This is a genomic window from Sphingobacterium spiritivorum (genome assembly GCF_016724845.1).
GTDB classification, from domain to species: Bacteria; Bacteroidota; Bacteroidia; order Sphingobacteriales; family Sphingobacteriaceae; genus Sphingobacterium; species Sphingobacterium spiritivorum_A.
The window spans coordinates 1,085,202-1,101,807 of sequence record NZ_CP068082.1 but is presented as its reverse complement, the minus strand read 5'-3'; the positions used below and the strand labels follow the sequence as shown (position 1 = coordinate 1,101,807).

Genomic DNA, 16,606 nt, shown 5'->3' with positions numbered 1-16,606 from the left:
TTTTTATACTTTCTTTGGCTTTTTGTATTGCTCATGTAAACTGTAACCCTGCAGAATGTTTGGAATTATTTTGTCAATACGGGCGGCTTGTGTCTTGCTTTGTTTCGCTTCTGCTATATATTCATTGTATTCATTTTGCTTTGCCGGACTTAGTTTTTCAAAAGCATGTTTTAGTACATTATCGTTGTCCAGTTGATCTTTGAGCGATGGAGGCATAGGAATGTATTCTTTCTTTCCGGGTAATGCTTTCAGTCCTTTTTTCTCCGCTTCTATCGCTTCTGTAATATATTCTGCGATCTGTTTGCTGTTTATTTCAGAGCGGTCAGTAAAACGCCACTGTCTGAGGTTTTTGGTTTTTTCACCCTGTGTAGCATGCAACACCTGGTAAGGATCCGTTAGATGTGATCCGTTGAAAAACCAAAGCGCAAAATGATTTTTGAATCCTGCGAAAGAAAGGATGTTTTTATTTTGATAGGTAAATACGGGACCGCCCCATTTGGTTGTCTGCTCCAAAGGAAACTGCTGAATAATTTGCGTCAGCAGATCAAGTTCCTCTATCCATTTATTGGTTTTATCCATTTCACTACTGTTTGATTAAAGATGAAATTATTGACATCCGAATATAAACAAAAAACCCTGACGATATCGTCAGGGTTTCGGAATATGTAGATCAATCTAAAGATTATTTAGATTTCTTCTCGTCACCTTCCATTTGCTCTTTCAATTGTGCAAGAACGTCTAAGTCACCTAAAGTAGATTTCTCAACTGAATCTTTCACTTTTTTCACAGCAGAAGTAGCAGCTTTTGCTTCTTTCTTACGTGCATTGAATTCTTCAACACGAGCTTCAGCTCTTTCATCTTCCCAGATACGAGAGTGCGAAATTACTAAACGTTTGTTCTCTTTGTTGAATTCAATAATTTTGAATTGAGCAACTTCGTCAACTTTCAATGAAGAACCGTCTTCTTTTACAGAGTGTTTAGAAGGGCAGAAACCTTCAACACCATATTGTAAAGCTACGATATCACCTTTATCTCCAACTTTCAATACAGTACCTTCGTGAATTGAATCAATTGTGAAGATAGTTTCGAAAGTATCCCAAGGGTTTTCTTCTAATTGCTTGTGACCTAAGCTCAGTTTTCTGTTTTCTTCGTCAAGTTCTAAAACAACTACGTCTAATGTTTCACCAACTTTAGTGAATTCGTTAGGGTGGTTGATTTTCTTAGACCAAGAAAGATCAGAGATGTGGATCAATCCGTCGATACCTTCTTCAAGTTCAACAAATACACCGAAGTTAGTCATGTTTTTAACAACAGCTTGTTGTTGTGAACCAACAGGGTAACGTTCAGTGATGTTTTTCCAAGGATCTGGAGTCAATTGTTTGATACCCAGGCTCATTTTGCGCTCTTCTCTGTCCAGAGTAAGGATTTCAGCTTCGATTTCGTCACCTACTTTCAAGAACTCTTGTGGAGAACGTAAATTTTGAGACCAAGACATTTCTGATACGTGGATCAATCCTTCTACTCCCGGGATGATTTCTAAGAAAGCACCGTAATCAGCAACTGTTACGATTTTTCCTTTTACTTTAGAACCGATAACAAGATCTTTATCTAAAGATTCCCAAGGGTGCTCAGATAATTGTTTCAAGCCTAACGCGATACGTTTTTTCTCATCATCAAAGTCTAATACAACTACGTTGATAGTCTGATCCAATGCCAAAACTTCTTTCGGGTGCTCGATACGACCCCATGAAATATCTGTAATGTGAAGTAATCCGTCAACACCACCTAAGTCGATGAACACACCGAAATCAGTGATATTTTTAACAGTACCTTCTAATACCTGACCTTTTTCTAATTTAGCTACGATTTCAGATTTTTGGTTTTCCAAATCATCTTCGATCAACACTTTGTGTGAAACGACAACGTTTTTAAATTCGTGGTTGATTTTAACAACTTTGAATTCCATTGTTTTACCAACATATATATCGTAGTCACGGATTGGTTTGATATCGATTTGAGATCCAGGTAAGAATGCTTCAACACCTTTGATATCCACGATAAGACCACCTTTAGTACGGCTCTTAACAAAACCATCAATGATTGCATCATTTTCCAATGCTTCGTTGATAGCTTCCCAAGATTTTTGAGTTTTAGCACGTTTGCGAGATAATACTAACTGACCGTTAGCATCTTCTTGCGACTCTACGAAAACGTCAACTTTGTCACCAACCTTCAAATCTGGAAGATCACGGAACTCAGAAAGTGAAACAAGACCGTCAGATTTGAAACCTACGTTCAAAACAACGTCTTTGTTGTTTACAGATACTACAACACCCTCAATAATCTCGCCTTGGTTGATTTGGTTGAAAGTTCCAGCATATTGCTCTTCTAATTTAGAACGCTCAGCTTCACTGTAACTTCCGAATTTTTTCTCATCAAGATCCCAGTCGAATTCACCTTCAGGGGTGCTCCAAGCGTTAGATTTGATTTCGTCGATTAATTTTGAATCAGCTTCTGATTCAATTTTTTCAGTGTCTTTCACCACTTTGGTGTCAGCACCTTGTAGCTCTGCGTTTTTCGCCGCTAACTCTTTTTCTGCTTCTTGTTTTTTTGCCATTAATTAATTTATCTCCTTTTCCCAACTCAGTTGGGACTGCAAAAATACGAAAAACTTTTATTAACAAGTATTTATGTGAAAAAAAATATAGACTTTCTTTGAAAATATTTGTTGAAACACCTTGAAATTGTGCTTATTGGGGAGTCTTCTGGCAGGAATTTAGGGTGTTGGAGATCACCTCTATTAATTTCTTTTCATTGAAAGGTTTTACCAAAATTCCGTTAAAGCATATGTTATGCTTGATTTCCAGTGATTTTACCTGCTCATTATCTGATGAAGTCGCTATAACAAGTATATCGTTGTATTTAGGATTTTTACGAATATGCATCAGTACTTCATCACCTGTCATGATAGGCATATTGATGTCTGTGATAATAATATCTATTTTCTTTTTCTGTAACACCTCTAACGCCTCAGCTCCGTTGGTAGCAGTTTCTACATGCGGATGCAATGCGAAAAAGTGCTTCATATACAAAAGGTTAAGAGCATTGTCGTCTACAATGAGCCAGGAGATATCTTTACGTAATTCCGTTACGGAGGTGACTTTTTCTGTATCTCCGGGTTTAGGCTGTTTGGCAGGGGGAATTGGAATCGTTATGGTGAAAGTGGTTCCTACATTCGACTGGCTGGTAAAGCTGATCTTACCATTGAGACTATTTACCAGTTTTTGAAGAATAAACAATCCTAAGCCGACACCACCTTCTACTTTATTATTCTTATTGACCGTAAAGTATTTTCTGAAAATGGTTTTTTCAAGATCAGCAGATATACCTATGCCCTGATCTTCTACTGTCAGGATCAGCTGACTGCTTTTATTATCAATCATCACTGAGCTGATAATTGTTCCTTTCTGAGAGTACTTGATCGAATTGGAAAGCAGATTGTTTAAGATATGTCTGATTTTGAATTCATCAGAATATACAATAGTTCGCAATCCTTTTTCCTTAACATACTTTATCTGCAGATTTTTTAATTCGGCCTGATTGCGATTTTGCTCAACTACATCCATAAGTAAGTCATTAATGTCAAAGTTGCTCAATAAGAGATTATTACTGGAGTCATCCACTTTACTCAGATTCAGGATATCATTAATTGTTTTTGAGGTGTTTTGAATGCTTGAATAAGCAGATTCCAAAAGAAGTTTATCTTTATCTGTATATAGGTTTTCTTTCTTTTTTAATAAATCAATAATACCTATCAAAGAATTGATTGGTGTTCTGATTTCATGTGTTATTTCGGCTATTGTATCCGTCTTTTCTTCTGCAAGTTTATTGGCGTAAAGTTTTTCTTCGATAAGTTTACGTTCATAGTAATTGCTGTACAATTGATAATAGATTATCATACAAATCATAATAAACATAAAAAACAGACAACTGATCATTGTCCATTTAAATTGATTGGTTCTTTCGAAAAGTGTTTTTGTTTCGTTGCTGGAGTTTAAATGCTTTTGAACAACCTGATTTTCGTGAATATCTCTGATAATTTTGTTCAGATCATATAAAAGTGAAAAATTGGTGGATAACAGTTCGCGTTCTTTTTGGCGCAGATCGAAGAAAGATTTTTTGAGAGTTGCGAGTTTATTTCTGCTGTTGGCAGCGTTGATGTTTAGTTGTTTCTGTAGTTTGATTTCTTTCTGTCTGTCCTCGTTGGTGACTAAGTTTTGAAGGGATATCGTGTCATTTTTGCTGTCAAATATTCTCTTGAAAAAGGGCTTTTTTTTAACTACAATAAATTCTTTAGCCTTGTTGTTTTTGATGGATTCTGAATGGGGGACGGTGAGGACGTTAAAGATTTCACTTTCTGACAACATCTGGGGGTATTGCTTTAGAGTGTCCGAGTAATTCAGAATTTCGGAAATCCTTAAGCGTAATAATACAAAATCGTCTGCTATTACCTTCCTTTTTCCGATGTTGTCATTATACGATTTGGAGGAATTCGTATCTCTGTTGGAAGAGACCAGCATGGAATCTATAGCGCCGTTGATCTCCAGAAGTTTCTGCTCGTATTTGCTGTAACTTTCGATGTCAAAATCGATGGAAAAGAGCCGGAAATAGTTTTCCGCTTCATTATACTTCGTCAGAATATCAGAAAAATCACTGTTCTCTTCATTAATGGAGAGATAGATGTTTTCAAGCCTTTTTTGGATGTTTTTGTATTGTTGAATGGAAATAAGAAATACTAAAGATATGATGACAAACAAAACAATTGTAGAAAAAAGGAGGATTTTTCTTACCCGATTACTGTTTTGGTGTATGACAATCGATTTTCGCATTCAAAATAAATCAAGCACAAAATAAAGGCTTTTATTGTGTTAATTATTATTTAATATTGAAAATTGTAGAGCCTAATCTACAGGCTTAAAAGAATTGTAAGTACGTGGTCTTACTATTTTTATGCTCTGTTTGGAAAGAGCTATACTGGCATTAAGTTCATATCCAACCAGTAATATTAAGGAGTTAAGATACATCCAGATCATGATCACTATTATCGTTCCGATAGATCCGTATAATTTATTGTATGCTCCGAAGTGATTGATATAATAAGCAAATCCGGAAAAAGTCAGAATTGCAAGAATAGTGGCGAGCGTCGCTCCCGGACTAAACAGTTTCCATTTCTGATTAGAGGCTGGTCCGAATTTATAAAGACAACTTACGGTAAAGAAGTAAATCCCGAATAAGATAATCCATCTGGCGGCTTTAATAATAAATGTCCAGAACCAGGACACATCTACCGAAATATTTGATTTGAGATAATTGATTACAATACCGGCAAATGTAAAGATACTCATCCCGACTGTGAGGGCAACAATAATGGTAAAGGATAAAGCCAATGCCACGAGACGCTGTCTTACCCAGCTGCGGTTTTCTGTGGTAAGGGAGGCCTTGTTAAAGGCCAGCATAAGGGTATGCATACCATTTGTGGAAAAGAAAGCCGCCAGCACAAAACCAAAAGATAACAACCCCCCGTTTTGATTTTTAATGATGTCTTCCAGAGTCGTCTGGATAACACCAAAGGCATTGTGCGGAATGATCACTTTGAGGAATTCCAGTAATTGTTCCTGAAAATTATCAATAGGAATATAAGGAATCATCGTAAACAGAAAGATGATAGCCGGAAACATAGCGAGCAGGAAATTATAGGCCAGAGAAGATGCTTTATTGAGAATGGATTCTCTGGCGATTTCCTGAAAGAAGAAAATCCCAACAGTATACAAGGGTAGAGATCCGAACCCCGGAAGTATTACCGACTTGGTCCATTCAATAAAATTATCGTATGGCTTGAACGTTAGTAATATTCGGTGAAATTTGTTCATTACTCTCCAAAATAAGCAGCCATTTTATGTTGAAAAATAGCCGGTGGCATACATGGTTTGTTTTTTTTGATATCCACAAATACCAGTTGTGTCGATCCGGTATTGATCAATTCGCCTGATTCGTTATACAATTCATGTTCAAATTTTAGACGAATACCGGGTTTGGTTCTTATTGTTGTCTTGATAGTGATCAATTCATCATAGCGTGCCGGTTTCATAAAGCGGCAGTTTAGTTCCAGCACAGGCAGCATGACGCCCATGTCTTCCAGCTCTTTGTAAGAGATGCCTGTGCTTCTCAGCATTTCTGTCCGTGCTACTTCATAGAATGCAGCATAATTACCGTAATACATGTATCCCATTTGATCTGTTTCTGCATATCGTACACGTAACTGGTTTTCAAATACAAACATTATTTCTGATTATTTCTTAATATTTCGGTCATTCAATGCCTGTTGATATTTACGGGCATATGCTAAGTGTTCTGTTTCAGTTTTGGAAAAATTGTGGTATCCTGAAAAATCCTCTTTTGCTACCATATAAATAAAATCATGATGCTCATAATTCAATACTGCATCAATAGAAGCAATGGTAGGCAGGCTGATTGGTCCCGGAGGCAATCCACGATTCAGATAAGTATTATATGGTGATACTACCCGAAGATGTTTGTTCAGTACCCTGCGGATAGTGAAGTCCTGATTCGCAAATATAACTGTAGGATCAGCCTGCAACAACATCCCTTTACGCAATCTGTTGATGTATAGTCCTGCGATTTTAGGCATTTCATTTCTGTGCAGTGCCTCACCTTTCACAATAGAAGCAAGTACGCTGACTTCCTGAGGAGTCAGTTCAAGGGCTTTAGCCTTTTCCAGGCGTTCTGCATTCCAGAATTTTTTATATTCATCATTGAAGCGGGCTATAATTTTTTCAGGAGCAGTATTCCAATAGATCTCGTATGTATTAGGAATAAACATCGTAAAAAAATTATCTTTCGTAAATCCATACTGTTCGGCTAATGTATCATTATTCAGCAACTGCATGAAAGTAGCCGAATCAGCTTCAAAATTTTTAGCTAATAAAGCCGCAAAGTTTTCTTTCAGGCGTACAGTTTCGAATCTGAATTTGACAGCATCCTGATAGCCACCACGCAGATTTCCGATCAGACGACGGTTATTCATGCCTGGTGTCAGTTTGTACCGGCCGGGTTTCACACTGTTTTTATAATCCATTTGTGCCGCCGCAAAATCAAAAAGCTCCGGATTATCAACGATTTTCTTCTCCTTAATTTCCTGTAAAACCTGCTCATACGTTGAATTGTCGCGGATATATAAATATTCCTGATTGGCAGTAACACTTGATCCAAAAAATGCACGGTAATATTTCCATCCGAAATAACCTCCTACTACTAAGATTAAGACAATTATAATTCCCAGCCATTTAGGCATTTTTCTGTTTTTCTTTTCCATGATTATATTTTCTATTGCTGAGAAAGTGAAAGGTTAATAGGAGTTCCTAAACTCACCAGACCTACAGTCGTGTCAGGAGTCTGACTGATAACACGTGCTGCTGTAGAATCACTTACTGTTCCCTGATATTGTACTACGCCGACATTCAGTCCTACACCTTGTAATGCAAATTTAGCCTCCGTTAAGGTCAGCCCTAACAGATTAGGAATATTTATCTCATCTTCTCCGCGACCGTCACCCAGTACAAGTTCGATACGTGAACCCTTAGGTACCATACGTCCGGGTTTTAACTTTTGCCCTGCAAATTTTACATCTAATACTACATCCTTCGCAATATCCGCGATATAAGTTGTATCCCCCAAACGGAACCCATGATTTTTCAGAATAGCAGAAGCTTCAATAAGCGTCTTGTCAATAATATTCGGGAAATCAACCTCTGGTGCGGTTTTAGAGATAATGGTCAGATAAATTGTACGCCCGCTTTTAACATGAAAATTGGGTTCAGGATCCTGCTCAATCACCAGACCCGGCTTGGCATCCATCTGATATACAGAATCAATCTGATAATCCAGTCCGGCATTGTCAAGGGCATCAATAGCCTGTTCGATTATCATTCCTTTGACTTTCGGCACCGGAATCGCTTCATTATGTTTTGTATAAATTCCTAATCCAAAGTAAATGCCCAGAAAAAGGACAACAAAAAAGGCAATTGCTAACAATAAATTCTTTCTGAAGGTATCAGTCCTTAAGTAGGTGAATATTTTTGACATTGTAATAATCTAAGACCCTATATTGAGTATAAACAAAAAAGTACATACAAACTTGAAGCCACGCTTTGGTTTTAAGTTAAGTATTATACCATAATTAAAACAAAATTATTCGTTTTTCCGTGCATAGCAAATTATATTTGCTAATAAGAATCACTAAATTTTATGAAAGCAAAAATAGCATTATTAACCGGAGGTTATACAGGAGAAGCAGAAGTTTCTTTTAAAAGTTCTGCATTTGTGTATAGTCAGCTGGATCACAATAAATATGATGTCTACCTGATTACAATTACAAAAGACCACTGGTTTCATGTCAATGAACAAGGCGTGAAATTTACGGTCAATCGTGAAAACTTTACACTTCCGCTTGACCATGAAACTATTCGGTTTGATCTTGCTTTTATTCTGATACATGGAACTCCTGGTGAAGACGGGCGTTTGCAGGGGTATTTTGATATGCTGGATATTCCTTATACTTCCTGTGATGCACTGACTTCTTCGCTGACAATGAATAAAGGATATACTAAAGCAGTACTTGCCGGTATTCCGGATTTGCATATGGCAAAATCTGTGCTGTTGTTTGAAGCACAGCGTGCTGAGGCTGTAGCAACTGTACAAGCTAATCTGTCCCTGCCGTATTTTGTAAAACCGAATGCCGGAGGAAGCAGTATAGGTATGACGAAGGTGAAAACCAATGAGGAATTGGCTGAAGCAATCGATAAAGCATTTGATGCAGAGAATACAGGCAAGCAGGTTATTGTGGAAGAATTTGTGACCGGACGGGAATTTTCACAAGGTATTTATAGAAATGTAGAAGGCTTATTGACTGTTCTCCCTGCAACCGAAGTGAAAACTACACGTGAGTTTTTCGACTATGAAGCAAAGTATACGCCCGGATTGACAGAGGAGATTACACCGGCAGATCTTACCGAAGAGCAACAGTCCAGAATAGCAGCCTTACTCAGAGAAGTGTACATCCGGTTAAATTGTAAAGGAATGGTTCGAATAGACTTTTTCCTGGAAAACGGAACAGATAAGTTCTATTTTATTGAAATTAATACCATCCCTGGGCAGACAGCTCAGAGTTTTATTCCACAACAGGTACGTGCTGCCGGAATGAAAGAAACCGATTTTTACGGGGAGCTGATAGAAGTTGCGTTAAAGAAATAGAGCTGTAATATTCAGGGCTATACCGCCATTTGGAAGACATACACGCTATGCATATTTTCCAAATGGCGGATTTTTTTAATGTTTTTTTCTGAAATCAAATTTTGTCAGATCAGGCTCTACTTTTTTAGGTCTTTTTAATTCTTCCTGATAAAGCAGTTGTCCCAGATTTTTTAAGAACGGATAAGTCAAGGTTTCATATTCATAAATCCCATCATTATAAATTCCGTCTTCATTAGACTGGACTACAGCTGCAAGCAGAAATTCGACCCCGTTTTTGAAATCTACGATATAAGCATTGTCAATATTGTATCCGTAGGAATCTCCGTATTTGTTAAAGATTCGTATGTCCGTATTTAAGACGGCTTGTTTGTCACGTCCATAGAATAAAAGTTTACTATATGTTGGCCAAAATTCATTTTCATCATACTTTGGATATTCAGATTCGAAAGGATAGCGGGACATATAATCATATACAAAATCATAGTCTGTCTTTGAGAGCTTAAATCTTTCTGAAGGTCCGTAAGCTTCGGGAAAAAGTAATTTTTTCATAATGAGCTGCTGATCTTCCAGTGCATATACATTCAGGCCCTCAAAGCTCCATGGCTGATACACAATTTCATCTTTATCATTCATATATCCTTTTCCCTGTATCGTGTTTTTCAGATTCATTGGATAATCATTGACATCATATCTTGCTTCCTGATGATATAATATCTTGTCCCCGTCATAGAATGTTACAGGGTTCGTATTTTTTGCCCAGATACCTTTATCGCCAATGGCAAGACGGTTGACTATCCGGCTATTTTGGGTTCCGTATTTCTTTAGTTTCTTATTTAATTCTTCGCGGCCAATAAACTCAAACAGTCTGTTTTGAGCATCGTTGTCACTGGTCAGCAGGATTTTGCGGACATACTGACCAACACTTGGCAGTCCGGTTTCCGAAGAAGAATCATGATCTACCCGGGTCTGCTTTTCAAATGCAGAATCTATTCTCAGAGGAGTGTCTTTTGTCAGTCCTTTAATGTTGAGTTCATTAATCTTTTCTAAAGCCAGGATTGCAGTCGGCAATTTAACAGTGCTCGCCGGATAGAAATACCAATGCGGATTGAGTCTGTAGCTGAACGATTTGAAGTGCGGAATATTATTTTTATCCCTGTCTATCTGTGTATAGATAATCTGTACTTCGTGATGTGTAGGATGGTTCAGAATCTCTCCGAATAAATCAGGATGGCTTCTGAGTAATTTTTCAAGATAAGTTGTATCTGTTTTTTGTGCAAAACTATGCATGGCAATTAGGTTCAGAACAATAAAAATGGTTTTTTTCATAATTTGCAGACAATTCTTAAGTGAAGTTAATTAAAAATTGCACAAAAACGCATATTTCTTTTGTTATGAATGCTCAAAACCGGCTTTGTATCGGGCTAATGCCCGATCTCTCGCCCATGCATGCTCTACAATGGGAGAAGGGTAACTGAAGTCCTGAAATTCAGGTACCCATTTTTTGATATAAACAAATTTAGGATCAAACTTTTTGGTTTGTATGGTCGGGTTAAAAATACGGAAGTAGGGTGCAGCATCCATGCCGCAACCAGCAGCCCATTGCCAGTTGCCGATATTTGCACTTTGATCATAGTCTAATAATTTCTGTGCAAAATAAGCCTCTCCCCATCTCCAATCAATCAGCAGATGCTTGCAGAGGAAACTGGCTGTCAGCATACGTACCCGATTGTGCATAAAACCAGTCGTGTTTAATTCACGCATTCCGGCATCCACCAGCGGATATCCGGTCTGTCCGTTACACCAGGCTTCAAAGTGAGCTAAATTATTTTCCCATCGGATGTGATCATACTTGCTGTAATACGCCTGGTTGACCGTATGTGGAAAATGCCATAGACACATCATGAAAAACTCCCGCCAGACAAGTTCATGTAGGTAGGTTTTATTCTGTGACGGGTAAGCCCGTTCTACTAATTTTCGTATACTGATCGTTCCGAAGCGCAGATGTACACCCAGATGAGAAGTTCCGTTTTCAAGGCTTGGTATATCTCTTGTGTCAGCATAATCAGCTATACCTGTAAAGAAAGTTTTTTCAGGAAATGGGATGGTAGACAGAGAAAAGCCAAGATCCTGTAAAGAAGGAAGCGTATAATCAGCCTGGCGAAGATTGTTAAGGAGATTTTCGGAATTGTAAGAAGGTAGAGGAAGTTTTTCCTCCAGCGTTGTAAGCCATTTGTTTTTATAAGGCGTATATACTGTATATGGCAATCCGTCGTTTTTGACGATTTCATCTTTTTCAAAGATAACCTGATCTTTGAACGTGAGAAAATCGACCTCATATTGCTGTAAAATTCCTTGGATAAGAAGATCTCTGGTAATCGCCGCCGGTTCGTAATCCGAATTTACATATACTGCTGCGGGTTTGTATTCTTCATATATCTCTTCCCATACTGTTGCCGGGTCACCATAGTACGTTTTGATACTACTGCCGTAAGGTTTCAGTTGTTCCTGTAGCAGTTGAAGTTGCTGGTAAATAAATGTTACTCTGGCATCGGCCGGATCATCCAGCCTGGTCAGTATCGTGGAATCAAATATAAAAACCGGCTGTACCGCTGCTTCTGAACTTAATGCACGGAATAAAGCGTGATTATCTTCCAGTCTCAGGTCACGTCGAAACCAAAATATGGATGTTGGTACCGCAGACATGGCTATTACTTACGGTTAAAGACCTGGAAGGTATAATCAAAGGCGTGTTTATCATCTGCAAAGTGCTTTTCTTCACTTTCCAGCATCCACTCTTCAGGATTTAACACAGGAAATACGGCATCACCTTCAATAGTTGTATGCACACGTGTCAACAATACTTTATGTGCAAATGGCAGAGTTTGTTCATAGATATTCGCTCCGCCGATCACAAATACTTCTCGCTCATCCCGGCAGTACAGGATCGCCTCCTGCAGACTATTAGCCGTATCTACATCCGGATGATGAAAATCCTGATTGCGAGAGATCACAATATTGCGACGGTCCGGAAGTGCTTTACCAATGGCTTCAAATGTTTTACGTCCCATAATGACACTGTGTTCGAGCGTATTTTTCTTGAAGTATTTAAAGTCATTCGGCAAATGCCATGGCATTTGATTGTCTTTACCAATGACATTGTTTTCGGCTGCGGCAACGATGAGTGTTATTTTCAAATGTGACATGTACGTATTGATGTAGTCGGTTGGAACTGTTTTTTCGTTTTGTATCTGACTGTTCTTAAATTCTTACTTCCAGTATTAGAGATTGTTACTAAACAGCTACTGGTGCCTTGATATGCGGGTGAGATTCGTAATCTACCAGCTCAAAATCTCCGAATTTGAAATCAAAAATATCACGAACATCCGGATTGATGATCATTTTCGGAAGTGGCTTCGGATCCCTGCTCAGTTGTAATTCAGTTTGCTCAAAGTGATTGCTGTAAATATGTGCATCGCCGAGTGTATGAATAAATTCTGCAGCTTCCATATCACAAACCTGCGCGACCATCATTGTCAACAAGGCATAAGATGCGATGTTAAAAGGTACACCCAGGAATATATCTGCACTCCGCTGGTAGAGCTGGCAGGACAACTGTGGTTTCATAATGCCGGCTTCAGGTTGGGCCGGAGCAACATAAAACTGAAAAAATGCATGACAAGGAGGCAAAGCCATATGTTCTATTTCAGCCACGTTCCATGCGGATACAATTATTCTGCGTGAGTCCGGAGTATTCTTTAGTTGCTTGATCACCTGAGCGATCTGATCAATGTGCTCTCCGGCCGGAGTCGGCCATGAACGCCATTGTGAACCATATACCGGGCCAAGATTGCCCTGCTCATCTGCCCATTCATCCCATATGCTCACACCATTTTCCTTTAAATACTGAATGTTGGTTTCTCCCTTCAAAAACCAGATCAGTTCGTGAATAATCGAACGCAGATGTAGTTTTTTTGTCGTAACCAAAGGGAATCCTTCTTTTAAATTGAATCGCATCTGATAGCCAAACACACTCTTGGTACCTGTACCCGTACGGTCAGTCTTGGTTACACCATTGGTATATACGTGCTTAAGGAGATCTAAATACTGTTTCATGATTTTTATTTAAAAGACATACGAAGATAAGGGATTTAGAACCATTAGAGTGTCACAATTTTTCAACAACTCACATTTTGCAAGTTTTTATGTATTTTTGCAAAATTATTATGAATAAAAAAGTAGCTTTTTATACCCTTGGATGTAAACTGAATTTTTCGGAGACCTCATCTATTGGGCGTATATTCAAAGATGCCGGCTATGAAACTACAGCTTTCAATAGCCAGGCAGATGTATATGTCATCAATACCTGCTCTGTTACAGATCATGCAGATAAGAAGTGTAGAAAAGTCGTCAAAGAGGCTCTGAAGTATTCTCCGAATGCTTATATCACTATTGTAGGATGCTATGCCCAATTGAAACCTCAGGAGATCGCTAATATACCAGGTGTGGATATGGTATTGGGTGCTGCTGAAAAATTCAATATCATAGAGCATATCAATGATCTCACCAAGCAGGAAAAGACAATTGTTCATAATGCACCGATAGATGAGACCAATCAGTTTGTGTCGGCCTATTCTATTGGTGACCGCACCCGGACATTTTTGAAAGTCCAGGATGGTTGTGATTACTCCTGTACATTTTGTACAATTCCATTGGCTCGCGGAGCCAGCAGATCCGGAAAGATTGAGGATATTGTGCGTCAGGCAGAAGAAATCGCAGCGTCAGGTGTAAAAGAAATCGTACTGACCGGTGTCAATATCGGGGATTTTGGTGTCCGTGACGGAGAACGTCAGGATCGGTTCCTGGATCTGGTAAAAGCACTGGATGAAGTAGAAGGAATAGACCGTATTCGTATTTCATCTATAGAACCCAATCTGTTGGCAAATGATATTATAGAATTTGTAGCACAATCCAAACGTTTTGTTCCGCATTTTCATATGCCGTTGCAATCTGGGAATAATAAAATCTTAGGAATGATGCGTCGCCGGTATAAACGTGAATTGTACGCCGAACGTGTCGAGAAAATAAAATCGCTGATGCCGGATTGTTGTATTGGAGTCGATGTGATTGTTGGTTTTCCCGGAGAGACACGTGAGGATTTTCTGGATACGTACAACTTTCTCAATGAGATGGATATTTCGTACCTGCATGTATTTACGTATTCTGAACGTGAAAACACGATTGCAGCGCAGATGGAGGGTGCTGTACCGGGCGCACAACGAAGTGATCGCAGCAAAATGTTGCATATCCTTTCCGAAAAAAAACGGCGGGCATTTTATGAAAATCAATTAAGTAAAATTGGAGACGTACTTTTTGAAAGTGATGAAAAAGAAGGATTCATGCATGGGTTCTCCAAAAACTATGTGAAAGTACGTACAGCTTACGATCCCCTTCTGGTTAACGAAGTGATTCAGGTCAGATTTACTTCGGTTGCCGAGACCGGAGAAGTAGAAATAGAAGAATTACCGGAAGTATTTATTCACGCCTAACAAGGAAACATAAACATATAAAACGAAAAAGACCGACAGGATTTCCAGTCGGTCTTTTTTAATATTGTCAGACTGTTTCTGTAGCCTTCTCTTTATTCAGATTCATCCATACTACAATCAATAGAATGATCACTACTCCGATCCATTGAAGCAAAGTGACGTGCTCAGTCAATACGAAGTAAGACATACACACAGCCACCGGGAGCTCTGCAGCACTTAATATACTGCTCAGCGAGACGCCGATCTTCGGTATCCCGTAAGCAAACAGGAGGGGTGGTAATACGGTCCCGAATATGGAGAGAATCAATCCGAAGTACCAAATCCCATCACCCAATTCTCCTGTAAACAAGGAAATGGGACGGAAAAGAATAAAGATCAATATACATGATCCCGTCACCATCAGGCCGCTTTTCTGAATAGGGGGATAATCATTTCCAACACGTCCGTTGACAATGAGGAAGGACGCATATCCTGTTGCGGCCAGCAATCCGTATCCAATTCCTGCCAGATCAAAAGATTCAATTCCTTTATCAAGCAGACCTGTAGCTAATAACGTACTGAGGAGAATGACAACTATTCCGATAGCCTGTTTTCGGGATGGTTTAGACCGGAAGATAATAAATTCTATTAATGCACCTATCCAGATATATTGCATCAGAAGTACGATTGCCAGTGAAGCAGGTACCAGAGATACACATTTATAATACAGGATACTGACCAGACCGGTAGAAAATCCGCTGATCAATATTGTCCATAATTTGGTCTTCTTCGGATACTTATCCAATCGTTCCTTATTAAATATTCGTACCCCAAAGTAAATAGCCCACAAAATCACCATTCCGAAAAGTACTTGCATACCGATTACCTCTGCCAGTGTGAAGTTTTGAGCATAAGCCTTTTTTACAAAGGTGGATAATATACCAAAACTACTTGCCCCTAAAAAAACTGCGATTGCACCCTTTAATTTTTCCATATTCTAAAATTCCTGCCAAATGTACGAATTAAGCAACATCGACGTTAATATATTGTCGTCATATGACGTTTTTTGTACATTTGTATAGCAACAACTTATCTTTTTATGAAGCGAATATCCTCTTACTTAGCTTTTTCAGTATGTCTTGTTTTCTTAGTCTTATCTTCTTGTTCCAGTAAAAAGAAAGTATTGGTAGGTGGTGGCTACAAAGGAGAAAATCGTACAAGCGGAGTATTATCAGATGCCAGTTCGGCAAGAGGCGTTGATCTGACAGGTTCTAATCTGGAGAATTATGCCAAATTGCTAAATGTAAGCGTCAGGGATCTCAATAACCGCTATCTCTACGGATTTATTAATGACTGGATGGGAAGTCCGCATCGTCTGGGAGGACAAACCAAAAGCGGAATCGATTGCTCAGGTTTTGTAGGAATCTTATATAAAGACGTATATGGTAAAATAATTCCCCGTACCTCAAGAGATATGGGAGCACTTGTAAACAGTAAGAGAGAAAGCCAGCTAAAAGAAGGGGATCTTGTCTTTTTCTCCTTCGGAGGAGGAGCAATAGATCATGTAGGTGTTTATCTCCACAATCATAAATTTGTTCATGTATCTACCCGAAAGGGAGTAATCATTTCAGATCTGACAGATTCATGGTATGCAAAATACTTTACCGGAGCAGGCACTATTAAATTATAACAGAAACAGTAAGCTCCGGTTTATAATGAAAAGAGTCAACTTATAGCAATAAAAGTTGACT

Annotated in this window: 15 protein-coding genes; 3 read left to right on the top strand and 12 right to left on the bottom strand. The window is 38.7% G+C overall.

Annotated elements, in window-relative coordinates; genetic code table 11:
• Positions 1-3: 3 nt before the first annotated feature.
• The 7 genes from I6J03_RS04630 to I6J03_RS04600 form a co-directional block, all read right to left on the bottom strand.
• Entirely contained in the window at positions 4-579 is a 576-nt protein-coding gene (locus I6J03_RS04630; RefSeq protein ID WP_003012433.1) for a YdeI/OmpD-associated family protein, read from the bottom strand.
• Positions 580-682: 103 nt separating this feature from the next.
• Positions 683-2,617, bottom strand: coding sequence for a 30S ribosomal protein S1 (gene rpsA, locus I6J03_RS04625; RefSeq protein WP_003002268.1), 1,935 nt, complete (start codon positions 2,615-2,617; stop codon positions 683-685).
• 133 nt (positions 2,618-2,750) lie between these two features.
• Entirely contained in the window at positions 2,751-4,889 is a 2,139-nt protein-coding gene (locus I6J03_RS04620; RefSeq protein WP_201694172.1) for a hybrid sensor histidine kinase/response regulator, read from the bottom strand.
• 72 nt (positions 4,890-4,961) lie between these two features.
• Entirely contained in the window at positions 4,962-5,930 is a 969-nt protein-coding gene (locus I6J03_RS04615; RefSeq protein WP_003012439.1) for a YihY/virulence factor BrkB family protein, read from the bottom strand.
• Entirely contained in the window at positions 5,930-6,340 is a 411-nt protein-coding gene (locus tag I6J03_RS04610) for an acyl-CoA thioesterase (protein ID WP_003012441.1), read from the bottom strand. The genes I6J03_RS04615 and I6J03_RS04610 overlap by 1 nt, the downstream gene beginning before the upstream one ends.
• A 9-nt stretch (positions 6,341-6,349) precedes the next feature.
• Positions 6,350-7,393, bottom strand: a complete 1,044-nt coding sequence (gene mltG, locus I6J03_RS04605; protein ID WP_003012443.1) for an endolytic transglycosylase MltG — start codon at positions 7,391-7,393, stop codon at positions 6,350-6,352.
• Between the two features lie 11 nt (positions 7,394-7,404).
• Positions 7,405-8,163 (bottom strand): PASTA domain-containing protein, encoded by a 759-nt coding sequence (locus tag I6J03_RS04600; RefSeq protein WP_003012444.1) that lies wholly within the window; start codon positions 8,161-8,163, stop codon positions 7,405-7,407.
• 162 nt (positions 8,164-8,325) lie between these two features.
• Between I6J03_RS04600 and I6J03_RS04595 the strand changes: the two genes are divergently transcribed.
• Positions 8,326-9,330 carry a D-alanine--D-alanine ligase gene (locus I6J03_RS04595; RefSeq protein ID WP_003012447.1) on the top strand — a complete coding sequence of 335 codons (1,005 nt, stop codon included), beginning with the start codon at positions 8,326-8,328 and terminating at the stop codon, positions 9,328-9,330.
• Between the two features lie 75 nt (positions 9,331-9,405).
• Here the strand turns inward: I6J03_RS04595 and I6J03_RS04590 are convergent, their stop codons facing one another.
• The 4 genes from I6J03_RS04590 to I6J03_RS04575 form a co-directional block, all read right to left on the bottom strand.
• Positions 9,406-10,656, bottom strand: coding sequence for a serine hydrolase (locus I6J03_RS04590; protein WP_003012451.1), 1,251 nt, complete (start codon positions 10,654-10,656; stop codon positions 9,406-9,408).
• A 63-nt stretch (positions 10,657-10,719) separates the two neighbouring features.
• On the bottom strand, positions 10,720-12,033 hold the full coding sequence (locus I6J03_RS04585) for a cryptochrome/photolyase family protein (RefSeq protein WP_003012453.1): 1,314 nt from the start codon (positions 12,031-12,033) through the stop codon (positions 10,720-10,722).
• Positions 12,034-12,038: 5 nt separating this feature from the next.
• Complete coding sequence (locus tag I6J03_RS04580; protein ID WP_003012456.1) at positions 12,039-12,533, bottom strand: dihydrofolate reductase; 495 nt, start codon at positions 12,531-12,533, stop codon at positions 12,039-12,041.
• Between the two features lie 88 nt (positions 12,534-12,621).
• A complete protein-coding gene (locus I6J03_RS04575) occupies positions 12,622-13,443 on the bottom strand; it encodes a thymidylate synthase (protein WP_003012459.1) in 822 nt (273 codons plus the stop codon).
• A 110-nt stretch (positions 13,444-13,553) separates the two neighbouring features.
• Here I6J03_RS04575 and mtaB point away from each other — a divergent pair, with 110 nt between their 5' ends.
• Positions 13,554-14,876: a tRNA (N(6)-L-threonylcarbamoyladenosine(37)-C(2))-methylthiotransferase MtaB gene (gene mtaB / locus I6J03_RS04570; protein ID WP_198137148.1), complete on the top strand. Its 1,323-nt coding sequence runs from the start codon at positions 13,554-13,556 to the stop codon at positions 14,874-14,876.
• Positions 14,877-14,943: 67 nt separating this feature from the next.
• Here the strand turns inward: mtaB and I6J03_RS04565 are convergent, their stop codons facing one another.
• Positions 14,944-15,849: an EamA family transporter gene (locus tag I6J03_RS04565; RefSeq protein ID WP_003012465.1), complete on the bottom strand. Its 906-nt coding sequence runs from the start codon at positions 15,847-15,849 to the stop codon at positions 14,944-14,946.
• A gap of 105 nt (positions 15,850-15,954) precedes the next feature.
• On the opposite strand from I6J03_RS04565, the gene I6J03_RS04560 reads away from it, so the two are divergent.
• Positions 15,955-16,545 carry a C40 family peptidase gene (locus I6J03_RS04560; RefSeq protein WP_003012468.1) on the top strand — a complete coding sequence of 197 codons (591 nt, stop codon included), beginning with the start codon at positions 15,955-15,957 and terminating at the stop codon, positions 16,543-16,545.
• The last annotated feature ends 61 nt before the right edge of the window (positions 16,546-16,606 follow it).